Source organism: Bradyrhizobium sp. 87, from assembly GCF_023073015.1.
Classification (GTDB): Bacteria; Pseudomonadota; Alphaproteobacteria; order Rhizobiales; family Xanthobacteraceae; genus Bradyrhizobium; species Bradyrhizobium canariense_D.
In genome coordinates this window covers 44,481-57,457 of the sequence record NZ_JADPIQ010000148.1, presented here as the reverse complement: position 1 = coordinate 57,457, position 12,977 = coordinate 44,481, and the positions used below count along the sequence as shown (strand labels likewise).

General features: G+C 65.6%; 9 protein-coding genes and 2 riboswitches. Of the genes, 8 read left to right on the top strand and 1 reads right to left on the bottom strand.

Features of this window, described 5'->3' with window-relative positions; translation table 11 throughout:
- Nucleotides 1-15 precede the first annotated feature (15 nt).
- A riboswitch (cobalamin riboswitch) is annotated at nt 16-236 on the top strand.
- A gap of 36 nt (nt 237-272) precedes the next feature.
- From IVB50_RS38740 to cobT, 3 genes are read left to right on the top strand one after another with little or no spacing between them, the layout of a single operon-like run.
- On the top strand, nt 273-950 hold the full coding sequence (locus IVB50_RS38740; RefSeq protein ID WP_018458671.1) for an energy-coupling factor ABC transporter permease: 678 nt from the start codon (nt 273-275) through the stop codon (nt 948-950).
- A 45-nt stretch (nt 951-995) separates the two neighbouring features.
- Nucleotides 996-1,745, top strand: a complete 750-nt coding sequence (gene cobF, locus IVB50_RS38735) for a precorrin-6A synthase (deacetylating) (protein WP_018458672.1) — start codon at nt 996-998, stop codon at nt 1,743-1,745.
- 15 nt (nt 1,746-1,760) lie between these two features.
- Nucleotides 1,761-2,813: a nicotinate-nucleotide--dimethylbenzimidazole phosphoribosyltransferase gene (cobT, locus tag IVB50_RS38730; RefSeq protein ID WP_247300151.1), complete on the top strand. Its 1,053-nt coding sequence runs from the start codon at nt 1,761-1,763 to the stop codon at nt 2,811-2,813.
- Here cobT and IVB50_RS38725 read toward each other — a convergent pair whose 3' ends face one another.
- Nucleotides 2,814-3,386, bottom strand: a complete 573-nt coding sequence (locus IVB50_RS38725; RefSeq protein WP_018458674.1) for a histidine phosphatase family protein — start codon at nt 3,384-3,386, stop codon at nt 2,814-2,816. It abuts the gene before it with no gap.
- A 72-nt stretch (nt 3,387-3,458) separates the two neighbouring features.
- A riboswitch (cobalamin riboswitch) is annotated at nt 3,459-3,661 on the top strand.
- A 115-nt stretch (nt 3,662-3,776) separates the two neighbouring features.
- Between IVB50_RS38725 and IVB50_RS38720 the strand changes: the two genes are divergently transcribed.
- The 5 genes from IVB50_RS38720 (at nt 3,777) to IVB50_RS38700 (ending at nt 12,944) form a co-directional block, all read left to right on the top strand.
- On the top strand, nt 3,777-6,134 hold the full coding sequence (locus IVB50_RS38720; protein ID WP_026233635.1) for a TonB-dependent receptor: 2,358 nt from the start codon (nt 3,777-3,779) through the stop codon (nt 6,132-6,134).
- Between the two features lie 11 nt (nt 6,135-6,145).
- Nucleotides 6,146-7,582 (top strand): PepSY domain-containing protein, encoded by a 1,437-nt coding sequence (locus IVB50_RS38715; RefSeq protein ID WP_018458676.1) that lies wholly within the window; start codon nt 6,146-6,148, stop codon nt 7,580-7,582.
- Nucleotides 7,583-8,051: 469 nt separating this feature from the next.
- Complete coding sequence (locus IVB50_RS38710; RefSeq protein WP_018458677.1) at nt 8,052-10,061, top strand: hydantoinase/oxoprolinase family protein; 2,010 nt, start codon at nt 8,052-8,054, stop codon at nt 10,059-10,061.
- Nucleotides 10,058-11,638, top strand: a complete 1,581-nt coding sequence (locus IVB50_RS38705; RefSeq protein ID WP_018458678.1) for a hydantoinase B/oxoprolinase family protein — start codon at nt 10,058-10,060, stop codon at nt 11,636-11,638. Before IVB50_RS38710 ends, IVB50_RS38705 begins: the two co-directional genes overlap by 4 nt.
- 10 nt (nt 11,639-11,648) lie before the next feature.
- Nucleotides 11,649-12,944 carry an aminotransferase class III-fold pyridoxal phosphate-dependent enzyme gene (locus tag IVB50_RS38700; RefSeq protein WP_018458679.1) on the top strand — a complete coding sequence of 432 codons (1,296 nt, stop codon included), beginning with the start codon at nt 11,649-11,651 and terminating at the stop codon, nt 12,942-12,944.
- Nucleotides 12,945-12,977 lie beyond the last annotated feature (33 nt).

Here is a 12,977-nt window from a genome sequence, read left to right as displayed (position 1 = left end):
CCGGCCGGCGAAAGAGGCACACAGGAGACGCATGGTGCTCGATGCGGCGCAAAGCGCCGGAGCATAATCGGGAATGGGGATGGGCGGACCCAGTTGCGGCGCCCAAAACCCCAGCCGCCCCCGCGACTGTAAGCGGTGAGGGACTTCGATCAGCCACTGGGCCGCGAGGCCCGGGAAGGCCGGAGACTCCCAGTGAACCGCGAGCCAGGAGACCGGCCGTGCATGTTTTGAGGCCAAGGCCGTCGGGTGTGACGGCAAGAAGGATCTGAGCCATGCATATCGAACCCGGACTAGTCTCGGACGCCAAGCTCGTGCTGAGTTATGCAACCGGCATTGCCGTCGGCGGCGTTGCCTTGAAGCTCGCGGTTGAGACCGTGCGCGAGCAGGGCATCACGTCGTTCGCGGCGCGGACGCTCGCCACCACGGGACTTGTGTTTATCTTCTTCGAGATCCTGCCGCACTTCCCGGTCGGCGTCTCCGAAGTGCACTTCATCCTCGGCTCGACCTTGTTCCTGCTGTTTGGCGCGGCGCCTGCGGCCTTCGGCCTCGCGTTTGGCCTGCTGTTCCAGGGCATCTTCTTCGAGCCGCCCGACTTGCCGCAATATGGCATGAACGTCACCACGCTATTGGTGCCGCTGTTCGGAATCCAGGCGATCGCCACGCGGATCATTTCGAGCAACACGGCCTATGTCGATCTGAAGTACCGCCAGGCGCTGGCGCTTTCGACGACCTATCAGGCGGGCGTCATCGCCTGGGTGGCGTTCTGGGCGATTTATGGCTCCGGCTTCGGCGCGACCAACCTCGCCAACATCGCGACCTTCGCGGCGTCCTATGCGCTGGTCATCGTGATTGAGCCGCTCGCCGATCTCGGCGTGCTCGCGCTGGCAAAGTCGCTGCGCGGCGTCACCGCGCCCGGCCTCGTCACGCCGCGTTTGCACAGCGCGGCCTAGAGACAAGCGAACGGGCGGCCATGATGGCCGCCCTTCGCAGCCACCATGCTCACGCTCTCTCTGATAGGCATCGGTTGCGGCGATCCCGAGCAGCTCACGCGTGCCGCGATTACTGCCATCAACGCGGCCGATCTCGTCCTGATCCCCCGCAAGGGGACGGCCAAGTCCGACCTCGCCGATCTCAGGCGGACGATCTGCGCCGATCTGCTCACCAGCGACACGACCCGCATTGCCGAGTTCGATCTGCCCGTGCGGGACGCCGCTGAAGCGGACTATCGCAAGGGCGTGGACGATTGGCATGATGCCGTGGCCGCCGTCTGGTCGCAGACGATCGGGGATCATCTCGAAGGAGAGGGCAAGGTCGCGCTGCTGATCTGGGGCGATCCCTCGCTTTATGATTCCTCGCTGCGCATTGCGCGGCGGCTCAATCCCTCGCCAAAGATCGAGGTCGTGCCCGGCATCACCTCGATCCAGGCGCTGTGTGCGGCGCATGCGTTGCCGCTCAACGACATCGGCGAGCCCTTTCTAGTTTCGACCGGACGCCGCTTGCGCGATGGCGGTTGGCCGGCAGGTGTCGATACCGTGGTGGTGATGCTCGACGGCGGCACGGCGTTCCAGTCGCTTGATCCGGCGGGCCTGCACATCTGGTGGGGGGCCTATCTCGGCATGCCCGATCAGATCGTGATGTCCGGCGCGCTGGCCGAGATCGGCCCGCGCATCGTCGCCGTGCGGCAAGAGGCGCGCGAACGGCACGGCTGGATCATGGACAGTTACATCCTCAAGCGCAGGCTGTGAGGCAAGCGAGGCAGCATGCTCCCCGAATGGGTCACCCAACAATGCCCCGATATCTCCGCAGTCCATCGCGGGGCGGCGGTGGCGCGGCAGGCGCAACTGACGAAACCGACCGGCGCGCTCGGCCGGCTCGAGCAGCTCGCGATCGAGCTTGCGGGCCTGCAAGCAACCGAGCAGCCGCGCGCGGCGCGGGTGCCGATCATCATCTTCGCCGGCGATCACGGCATCGTCGCGCAGGGCGTCTCGGCCTATCCGCAGGAAGTGACGATCGCGATGCTGGCGAACTTCGCCTCCGGCGGTGCCGCAATCTCGGTGCTGGCGCGTGAGCTGGGCTCCAGCCTGGAGGTCGTCGACGCCGGCACGCTGGCGCAGGAGGAGATGGCTGGAATCGTGACCGACAAGCCGCGCAGCGGTACGCGCGATTTCAGCGTCGAAGCTGCGCTCACCCCCACGGAGCTGGCATTTGCGTTCGAAGCCGGCCGACGTGCGGTGACGCGCGCACAGGCCGGGCAGCCCGATCTTCTGATCTTCGGCGAGATGGGCATCGGCAACACCACGACATCGGCGGCGATCGCGGCCGGCTTGCTCGGCGTGAGCGCCGCGGAGATCGCGGGCAGCGGTACCGGCATCGACGCGGCCGGCCGTGCGCACAAGGCGCGGGTGATCGACGCTGCAATCGCACGCCATGACATTGCGGGCGCTGCGCCCGAAAAGATCCTGTGCGCCGTCGGCGGTCTCGAGATCGCCGCCATCTGCGGTGCCGTTATCGCGGCTGCACAGCACCGCATCCCCGTGTTGATCGACGGCTTCATCGTGTCGGTCGCGGCGCTGGCGGCGGTGCGGCTCAACCCTTCGTGCCAGCTGTTCCTGCTGGCCTCGCACCAGTCGGCGGAGCAGGGGCATCGGCTGGTGCTCCGCGCGCTGAACGTGCAGCCGCTGATCAGCCTGGATCTCAGGCTCGGCGAAGGATCGGGCGCGGCCATCGCGCTGCCGCTTGTGCGGTCGGCCTGCGCGCTCCACAACGGCATGGCGACCTTTGCGCAGGCCAATGTGCCTGATCGTCCGGCCTGATCAAATCGTCCGCTGATTGACGGAGACGACGCGCCAGCCGGTCGCGAGCCGGTCAATCCTGGTCAGCGACAGCGGATCGATCACGAAGCGCAGGGCCGCTTGTGGCGTCAGGTCGAGCGCGATGCACAGCGCCGCCCGGATCGTGCCGGAATGCACGACGAGCGTTGCGGCCCCGGTGCCGATCTTCGACAAACCCAGGCGGACCCGCGCGACCTGTTCCTCAAAGCTTTCGCCGCCGGACGGCCGTCCGCGCGCCGGATCGCTCCAGAACCGTGCATAGGCCTCGCCACCGGTCGCGGCGAGTTCGTCATGCCGACGGCCGGTCCAGTCGCCAAAGTCTTGCTCGCTGAATTCGTCCAGCTGCAGCGGCTCGAGCCCCAGCGCGCGGGCCGTTTCGACGGTGCGCCGCGACGGGCTCGCATAGCTCGCGGCGTCCCGTGGCAGGCGCTGCCGCAGTGCCTCCAGCTGCGCCCGAGCGCCGAGATCGGCCGGTGCGTCGGCCGCATGGATCGTCCCCGCGACGCCATCGACGGGCGCGTGCCGTATCAGCCAGAGGAAGGTCTCGCCTCCCATGCTTATCTCCAAGGAAACTGGTCGTTGTGGCAATAACGCCGCAACTGGCACATTGACTCTGTCTGGATCGTAATCCTAGATGCTCGCGACGGTTTCCCCGAGAGGGGATGAAAAGGGAATGCGGTGCGGGGAGTTTGTCCCCAATGCCGTGGCTGCCCCCGCAACTGTAAGCGGCGAATCTTGCGTCACGAGCCACTGGGTATCTCGGTCCCGGGAAGGCGATGCAAGGTACTGACCCGCGAGCCAGGAGACCTGCCGTCAGCCGTGGTCACACGCGAAGATGTCGGTCGGGGAGTACAGACATTCGGCTTCATCGGAAGGCTGCAAGCCGGACGATGGGACCCTGGTTCGCGGTGACGTGCCACTGACGTCACTCCGAGGTCCAAGACCGTGTATTCCCTTCGTATCGTACGACCACGCCGTTTCCTACTGGCATCCGCCGCTCTCACATCTTTCGTCGCCATCGACATGCCAGCGGCCTTGGCGCAGCAGGCCCGCGAGCCACTGCCGCCCGTCGAGGTGTCGGCGCCACAATCCCGCAGGCAGTCCAGCCCGGCCGGACGGGACGCGCAGAGCTCACGCCGCGCAGCAGCGCGCCGGCCGGGGACTGCATCCGCAGTGCCCAAGCCCGTCGTGCCGACCACGGCGGCACAGACGCCGCTCAACACCAATGCCGTCGCCGAAAGCGCTTCGCGCCTCGGCCTGACCGTGCGAGAAACACCCGCGACCGTGGAGGTGATCTCGGCCGCAACCATGCGCGAGCAGGGCTACCGCACAGTCTCCGACGTCGCGCACGGAGCGGTGGGCGTCACAGCCGGCGACAATCCGGCCGAGCCTTCGGCTTTCTCCATGCGCGGCTTCACCAACAGCCAGATCAACACGCTCTACAACGGCATCAAGATCGGTCCGCAGAACATGACCTCGCGGATCATGGACACGGCCAATCTGGAGGCTGTCGAATTCCTGAAGGGTCCGGCATCACTGATGTCAGGCGAGGGCGCCGCCGGCGGCGCGATCAACTTCGTCACCAAGCAGCCGCACACCGGTCCGATCCGGAACGAGGCGGATTTCTCCTGGGACTCGCTGAACTCGTTCCGGGCGCATTACGGCTCGGGCGGCAGCACCAATGTGCAGGGGCTGGACTACCGCTTCGACGTCAGCCGTTCCTCGCTCAACGGCTTTGCCGACGACACCAACACCAAGACGCTCAATGTCTCCGGCCAGCTCAACTACCGCATCTCCGACAGCCTCAAGGTCTGGGGCGCGATCGAGTATCGGGAAGATCGCTCGAAAGCCTATTGGGGTGCGCCGCTGGTGCCGATTGCCTTCAGCGGCTCGCATGCGACGACGGGGATCGTTTCCGGCAATTACGTCTCGAACTACAACAAAACCGATCTCGGTGCCGTCACGATCGACGACCGCACCTTCAATACTAACTACAACGTCCTCGACAACAGGAACGTAGCGAAGGAGGTGTGGCTGCGCGGCGGTTTCGAGCTGAATCTGGCGCCCGACCTGACGCTGAAAAGTCAAGCCTATGCTTACGGAGCTGAGCGCACATGGTTCAACAATGAGATCGAGGCGTTCAATTCCGGGACCAACATGGTCGATCGTGAGCGCTTCTATGTCGCGCACAGCCAACGCTTGGTCGGCAACGTCACCGATTTGATCTGGGATGCGAATATCGCCGGCTTTGACAACCGTTTGGTCACGACGCTTTCCTCAAGCTACCTTGATTTCGTGAGGCCGGGCGCCGCAAATTTCCCCGGCGATTCCGTTCCGCTGGTCGATCCGCCTCGCGGCTATTACGGCCTGCTCACCATTCAGCAGCAGACCGCGCGCATCGACAATGAGGCGCTGTCGTTCGAGGACCGGTTGAAGTTGACACGGACCTTTGCGCTGGTCGGCGGCCTGCGCGTCGAGCATATCGGGCTCGACCGCAATTCGACCGACAAGTTCGGTCTGGAGAAGGCGAACTTCCCGTTCTCGCAATCCTGGGTCCCGACCACGGGCCGTATCGGCTACACCTGGGAAGCCGTACCGGGCCTGACCTTTTTCAGCCAATACGCCACCGGCGCAGACATCTCGGCCAACAACATCTTCCTGCTCAATCCGACCGATCCGCTGAACCTGACCACCGCGCGCACCTACGAGACCGGCGTCAAGCACCTGTTCTGGGACAACCGGGCGGAGTGGTCGTTCTCGGCCTACGACATCCTGCGCAAGAACGTCTATGCCGCGGCCGGCGGCATGCAGCTCAACCTTGCCGGACGGCAGGAATCGAAGGGCGTCGAGCTTGCCGCGTCCGTGCGTCCGATCGGTCCCCTGCGTCTCTGGGGCAACATCGCCTATGTCGATGCGCGCTACGCCGACTTTAATTTTGTCGGCGGCTCGTTCTCCGGCAACACGCCGCCGAACGTGCCGCGCGTCGTGGCGAATGCCGGAGCGTCGTATCGGTTCTTCACGCCGTGGCCCGTGGAAGTCGGCGTCACCGGCCGTCACGTCGGCGACCGCTACAACACCGATGCGAATGTCGTGACGATGAAGGCCTACACTGTCGCGGACGTCTATGCCTTCGTCGACATCCCGAAGACGGTGTTCAACGCGGTCGACCAGGCTCGCCTGACTTTCCGGGTGCGCAACATCGCCGACAAGCGCTATGCGATCTGGGGCGATCCGTTCTATCCCGACCAGATCCTCTTGGGTGCACCGCGCACCTATGAACTCTCGGCCGCATTCAAATGGTAGGATGCTGATCGATGATGCGCGCGATCGTCCTGCTGCATCGATGGCTCGGGATCGCGTTCTGCCTGCTATTCGCGATGTGGTTCGCGACGGGAATCGTGATGCACTTCGTTCCGTTTCCGTCTCTGACGGAAGCGGAACGCTTCGCCGGGCTTGGGCCGCTGGATGGCGCCGAGACGAGGCAGCTTGCGGTCGCCGATGCCGTGGCCGCGAGCGGCATTGCTGATGCGACTCGCGTTCGCCTGATCCAGCGCAGTGACGGACCGGTCTATGTCGTCTCGGGGCCGTCGCGCGCGGGCGCAGTGCGTGCCTCCGACGGAGCCGGCGCCTCGGTCGCATCTTCCGACGTCGCGCTGGCCATCGCGCGAGACCACGCGCGCAGCCGCGGGCTGGATGCCGCGCGGGCCGCAATCCTTGCGCGCGCGGACTATGACCAATGGAGCGTGCCGAACGGCTTTGACCGCCACCGGCCCTTGTTTCGGGTTGCCCTGGGCGACGCCGCTGGAACGGAGGTCTATGTCTCCTCGCTCACCGGCGAGATCGTCCTGGATACGACGCGCAGCGAGCGGACCTGGAATCTCGTCGGCAGCGTGCTGCACTGGATCTATCCAACGATCCTGCGAAGCAATTGGTCGCTGTGGGATCGCGTGGTCTGGACCTTGTCGCTGCTGGCCCTGATCGCGGCCTTGCTGGGCGCTGTGCTCGGCCTTGCGCGGATCAAACCTCGAAGCGGTCTGATCGGCTCGCCCTGTCGCGGCTGGCATGCGCTGCATCATCTCATCGGCCTCGCGGCGATGGTGTTCGTGCTGACCTGGATTTTCAGCGGCTGGCTCTCCATGGATCACGGGCGGCTGTTCTCGCGTGGGCAATTGATCTCCGCTGAATCACGCGTGATGAACGCCTCACCGAACTGGACGACGGCTCCATCGTTCGATCGGCAGCCTGTATCGCCGTCGGCCCGTGAGATCGAATGGTTTGCCTTCAACGGCAATCTCTATCGGCGGGATCGGATCGCCCTTGCCGGTCAGACCTTGATCGAGGCAGGGGATGCGCCCCGCGATGGACCAACGAGATCTCTGGATGTGCACGAGGTCCAGGGGCTGACCGCGCGCCTCGCGGCCGGCTGCGGCGGTCCGTCTGTACTTGCCGAGGACGACAACTATCCCGCGCGGTCCACTGTCCCGGGCGCCCCGGTCTACCGCTCGTATTGCGGTGACCTCTGGTTCGACATCGACGGCGCCGACGGCAATTTGCTGCAAAGGCTGGATTCATCGCGGCGAGCTTATCGCTGGTTCTACGGCGCGCTGCATACGTTGGATTTTCCGGTTCTCGTCGCGCATCCGTTGCTGCGCGACGGCTTGGTCGTCGGGCTCTGCTCCCTTGGCTTTCTGTTCTCCATCACGGGCATCATCATCGGCTGGCGCCGCCTGCGTCCGTCCTTCGCGGCCTGAGAGCCGGAGCGGGCAAAACCACCGCTTACTGATCGTACAATAAAGAGAGGCTGAGCCGACTGCCATGCATAGCTCATAAGCAATCGCATGGTCCGTAGGGCCGGTCGATCGCCTGCAAATTAGACAGTGCGTGCGGGGCGCGTGGATTGCGCTGCAGCGGATGTGGTGTTTCGTCCGGGAAAATTCGTGGTGCGCCGCACTTATGTCGCGTCGAACGATCCACACCGACGTGCTCTCCATGCGGGCAGGGCTGCACTAAAATGTGCCTCGCCGCGCCGCGCCGGTCGCGGGCTGGTCCAGTGCATTGCGACAACTCTGGCCCTATCCCGAGGCCATCGCTCTGTCCCACGCTCGCAAGCGGTGGCATGACAGGGGATGATGATGAGCGCTCTCGGTTTGCGATTGAACCTCGCGAAGGACGGGAACCACCCGGCGTCCGGTTCGAATGTCGTCCGCAGCTGACCCACACATGAGCACTGACGAAAATCACTGGGAAGTTGGCACCGATATCGGCGGCACCTTCACCGACATCATCGCGATCCGACACTCCCCCGCGGAGGCACGGATCGCGAAGGTGCCGTCGCGACCTCAAGCTCCGGTTCAGGCGATGCTGGAGGCGATCGAGGCGGTCGGCCTGCGCAAGAGCGAGGTCAAGCGCTTCGTCCACGGCACCACGCGCGTGACCAACGCCATCGTCGAAGGACGGCTGCCGAAAGTGGCACTGGTGGCGACCGAAGGCTTTGCCGACGTGCTGGAGATCGCGCGCTATCGCCGCCGCGATCTCTATCGTCTCGACGTCCCGCCAAAATCGCTGCCGCTGGTGCCGCCGGAACGATGCTTCGGGCTTGCTGAGCGCCTCGATCACGAGGGCCGGGTGCTGAAGGCGCTGGATGACGCGGAGATCGAGCGTCTGGTGGCCTGGCTGAAGGGGACCGGCGTGCAGAGTGTCGCGGTCGCGCTGCTGCATGCCTATGCCAATCCGGTGCACGAGAAGATGCTCGGCGAGCGGCTCAAGGGCGTCGTTGCCCACGTCTCGCTGTCGCACGAGGTCAATCCCGAGGCGCGCGAATACGAGCGGACTTCGGCGACCGTGTTCAACGCCGCGGCGATGCCGATTGCGGTGGAATATCTCAGCGAACTGGAGCTGCGGCTGCCGATCGGTCCCGGCCTGCAGGTGTTTCATTCGGCCGGCGCCATGGTGCCGATCTCGGCCGTGAAGCGGCGGCCGCTGGTGATGGCGATGTCGGGCCCCGCGGCCGGCGTCTCCGCATCGGTCAGCATCGCGCGCCAGCTCGGCACGTCCCGGATGCTGACGTTCGATATGGGCGGCACCACGACCGACGTGTGCCTGATCGTCGACGGTCAGGCCGAGATGACCGACGGCCGCATGCTCGGCGACAAGCCGCTGCGCCAGCCGATGCTCGCGGTGCACTCGATCGGGGCGGGCGGCGGCTCGATCGTGCGCAACGGCTCCGGTGGCCTGACGGTCGGACCGGAAAGCGCCGGCTCCGAGCCTGGACCGGCCTGCTACGGCCGCGGCGGTACCGAGCCGACCATCACCGATGCCAACGCCGTGCTCGGCTATCTCAATCCGGACGCCAAACTCGGCGACCGGATCGGAATTGACATCAAGGCAGCCAGTGATGTCATCGCGCCGATCGCGCGCACTCTGGGGCTGAGCCTGACCGAAACCGCGCTCGGCATCATCAAGGTCGCGAACGCGACAATGGCGCGCGCGCTCCGCCGCGTCACCGTCGAGCGCGGCATCGACGGGCGCGACTGCACGCTGCTCGCCTTTGGCGGTGGTGGCCCGATGCATGCCGCGGGCCTTGCAGATCTCTACGGGATTGCCGAGGTCGTCGTTCCCAGCGCGTCGAGTGCGTTTTCGGCACTGGGCTGTCTCACTGCCGATTTCAGCTTCCTCCAGCAGCAAACTCTGCGCGCTGCGCTCGATGGCATCGACCTCGCCCGTGTGTCGGAGCGGATCGGGGTGCTGATCGACGATGCCTCGGCGCCGCTGATCGCCAACGGGGTTGCCGCGACCGAGATTCAGATCGAGCTGGTGGCCTTGATGCGCTACGCGGCGCAGAACGACGCCATTCCGGTGCCGTTCGCGCGACCGCTCGACGTCATCACGCTGAAGAAGGATTTTCTGGCCCGGCACCACGAGCTGTTCGGCTATGCGACGGGCGAGAGCTGCGTCATCGAGTCCGTGCGGGTGCAGGCGCGCCGTCCATCGACGACCGTCGTGAGCCGGCCGGCCATCGCGGTCAGAACGGTCTCCAAAGGCGAGCGCATCTGCTCGTTCGATGGCTTTCACGACATCGCCACAAGCATCATCAACCGTGCCTCGCTGACCGAAATCGTCAGCGGCCCGGCCATCATTGAAGACGCATGGTCGACCGTGGTGGTCCCGCCCGGCTGGCAGGCGAGGCCTGATGTTTCAGGCAATCTGTTCCTGACGCGGGGGGCCGCATGAAGCTCGATCCGTTCGTCGTCGAAGTCATCCGGCACGGGCTTTCGGCCGCCGCCGAGGAAATGAGCCTGGTGATGACGCGCTCGGCGCGCTCGCCGCTGCTGCGCGAGGCCGGCGACCTGTCGTCGGCGATCACGGACGCCCGCGGCGACCTGGTCGGGCAGGGCCGCGACATCCCGATCCATCTCGGCGCGATGGCCTACACGGTCCTCGAATTGCTGAAAGTGGTGCCGCGCGACAGCCTGAACGACGGCGACGCATTGATCTACAATGTCGGCCCGCTCGGCGGCAATCATCTCAACGACGTCAAGGTCGTGCGGCCCGTCTTCGTCGATGGCGAGATCGTCGCGTTCGCGGTCAGCCTCGCACACTGGCCCGATATCGGCGGCACCTGGCCCGGCAGCTATTTTGCGAAAGCCATCGACACCTTCCAGGAGGCGATGCGCATTCCGCCGGTTCTGATCGCCACGGCAAGCGGCGTCAATACGTCGATCGTGCAGCTGCTCAAGGCCAATGTTCGCGATCCCGAATCCTGCGAGGGCGATCTTCTCGCACAGATCGCCGCAACGAAAGCCGGCGAGAAGCGCATCGTCGAGCTCTGCCGCGAGCACGGCAAGGCGGTCTTCACGGCGGCGCAGTCGCGCCTGCACGATCTCTCCGAAATCGAGATGCGCGAGGCGTTGCGCGATCTGCCTGATGGCGTCTACGAGGGTGAGGACTATCTGGACGACGGCGGCGTCGACGACGCGCCCGCGCGCATTCATGTCAAGATCACCATCGCCGGCGACGAAGCGACCTTCGATCTTTCAGGAAGCTGCGACCGCGTCTCGAATTTCTGCAACACGACGCCGTTCATGGCGCGCTCGGCGGTGGCCTATGCCGCGCGCATCATGAGCGGGCGCGACATGAACCAGAACGCGGGCGCGTTGCGGCCGCTGACCATCATCACGCGCCCTGGCTCGATCCTGGAGCCGGGCTGGAATGCCTCGGTTGCTGCCGGCAATCATGAGACCTCGATGCGCATCGTCGATGCGATTTTTCGGGCAATGCAGGACACTATTCCGGAGCGCCTGTCTGCGGGCGGGGCGACCACGGCGGGCGTCCTCTTCTTCGCCGAACCGCGGCAGAACGGTTCGTGGAAGATGCTTTACGAGGTGCACGGCGGTGGCGAGGGCGCGCGGCATGATCGCGACGGCATCTCGGCGACGCGGGTGCATCTGTCCAACACCTCAAACACGCCGGTCGAGGTGATCGAGGCGAATTACGCGATCCAAATCGAGCAGCAGGCCATTCGCTGGCAGTCCGGCGGCGCGGGCGCCCATCGCGGCGGGGACGGCGTCATTCGTAGCTATCGCATCCTGGCACCCTCAATCCATCTGACCACCTGCATCGAGCGCATGGTGATGGCGCCGTTCGGCATGCAGGGCGGTAAGCCCGGCAAGGCCTGCCGCATCTCGCTGATCCGGCAGGGCGCGAACGTCGCGATCGACGGCAAGTCGAACCTGGTGCTGCAGCAAGGCGATCTCGTCACGATCGAGACCTGTGGTGGCGGTGGCTACGGCGCCGAGGCTGCGGAATGAGGGGATTGCAATGAGCAGATTGTTGCGAACCGGGCTGAATGCCGGCGACAGCGCGCCCATGGACGTGGTCGGCGGCGAGGGCGTCTATTTTCATCTCTCGGATGGTCGCAAGCTCATCGACGGCAGCAACACCGGCGGCGGTCTCGGACATCGTCATCCCGCGATGGTGGAGGCGATCCGCCGCGCCGCGGATACGCCCGTCGTGAACGAGGGCTGGACCTGGGTCGGCCGCGAGCAGGCGGCTGACGACTTGATGGCCACCGCGTTCAAGGGCGAAGACGATTGGGTCGGTGCGGTGCGCTTCTGCATCAGCGGCAGCGAGGCCAATGACATGGCGCTGTCGCTCTGTCAGGCCCTGACGCAGCGGTCCGCGCTGGCGACGCGCGAACGCGCCTATCACGGCATTACGGGCCTGTCGCGCAGCATGACCGTGCAGCCGCAATGGCATGGCGGCCTCGCGGTGCACTCAGGCGGCTCGAAGCTGCCGGCGCCGATGGCGCCGGTGCGGATATTGCCGGCGCCGCAGGGCGCGATCTACGGCGCGCCGGCCAACAATGTTCCCCCCAGCGAATATCTGGCCGATGCCACGCGCCTGCTTTCGGATACGGCAGCGACGATCATCGACTACACGCAAGGCGGCATCTACTACGATGGCGCCTATCAGGACGAGGTGGCGCGGTGCGCGCGGCAGGCCGGCTCCTACTGGATCGCCGACGAAGTGGTGACTGGTGCGGGCCGTGCCGGGCGCTGGTTCGCGTTCCAGGGAGCCGAAAGTCGTCCCGATATCGTGACGCTCGGAAAATCGCTCGGCGGTGGCGCGGCGGCGGTTGCCGCGGTCGTGGTGTCGAAAGACATCGTCGAGCGGCTCAAGGGCACGAGCTGGCAGAATTACGGCACGTTGCGCGGGCATCCCATCAGCATGGCTGCCGTCAGCGCCTATCTGAAAGTCATCAGCGATGACGAGATTTTGGAGCACGTCAGGGGTCTCGAAAAGCTGTTCACCCGCCGCCTTCTGGCCATCGCGCAGAAACATCCAAGCGTGCAGCGCCTGGCGGGACAGGGGCTGCACTGGACCGTGGAGTTGCACGGGCCGGACTGGCGCTCCTGGCATGCCGACACCACCGAGGTGCCGATTGCCTCGCGCGTCGCGGAGCGGGCGCTGGAGGCGGGCGCCGTGATCGGGACCAGCGGCGAGCAGACTTCCCTGTTCCTCGCGCCGCCACTCGTGATTTCCGAGCATGAGGCCGGGCAGCTTCTGGACGCGCTGGACCACGGTCTCGATATTGCGGATGAGGAGCAGACATGAGGATGGAGCGTGCAGCGCACACGATGCCGATGT

Coding starts and splice junctions, on each gene's coding strand:
- IVB50_RS38740 (WP_018458671.1), top strand. CDS start 273: ATGCATATCGAACCCGGACTAGTCTCGGACGCCAAGCTCGTGCTGAGT.
- cobF (WP_018458672.1), top strand. CDS start 996: ATGCTCACGCTCTCTCTGATAGGCATCGGTTGCGGCGATCCCGAGCAG.
- cobT (WP_247300151.1), top strand. CDS start 1,761: ATGCTCCCCGAATGGGTCACCCAACAATGCCCCGATATCTCCGCAGTC.
- IVB50_RS38725 (WP_018458674.1), bottom strand. CDS start 3,386: ATGGGAGGCGAGACCTTCCTCTGGCTGATACGGCACGCGCCCGTCGAT.
- IVB50_RS38715 (WP_018458676.1), top strand. CDS start 6,146: ATGATGCGCGCGATCGTCCTGCTGCATCGATGGCTCGGGATCGCGTTC.
- IVB50_RS38710 (WP_018458677.1), top strand. CDS start 8,052: ATGAGCACTGACGAAAATCACTGGGAAGTTGGCACCGATATCGGCGGC.
- IVB50_RS38705 (WP_018458678.1), top strand. CDS start 10,058: ATGAAGCTCGATCCGTTCGTCGTCGAAGTCATCCGGCACGGGCTTTCG.
- IVB50_RS38700 (WP_018458679.1), top strand. CDS start 11,649: ATGAGCAGATTGTTGCGAACCGGGCTGAATGCCGGCGACAGCGCGCCC.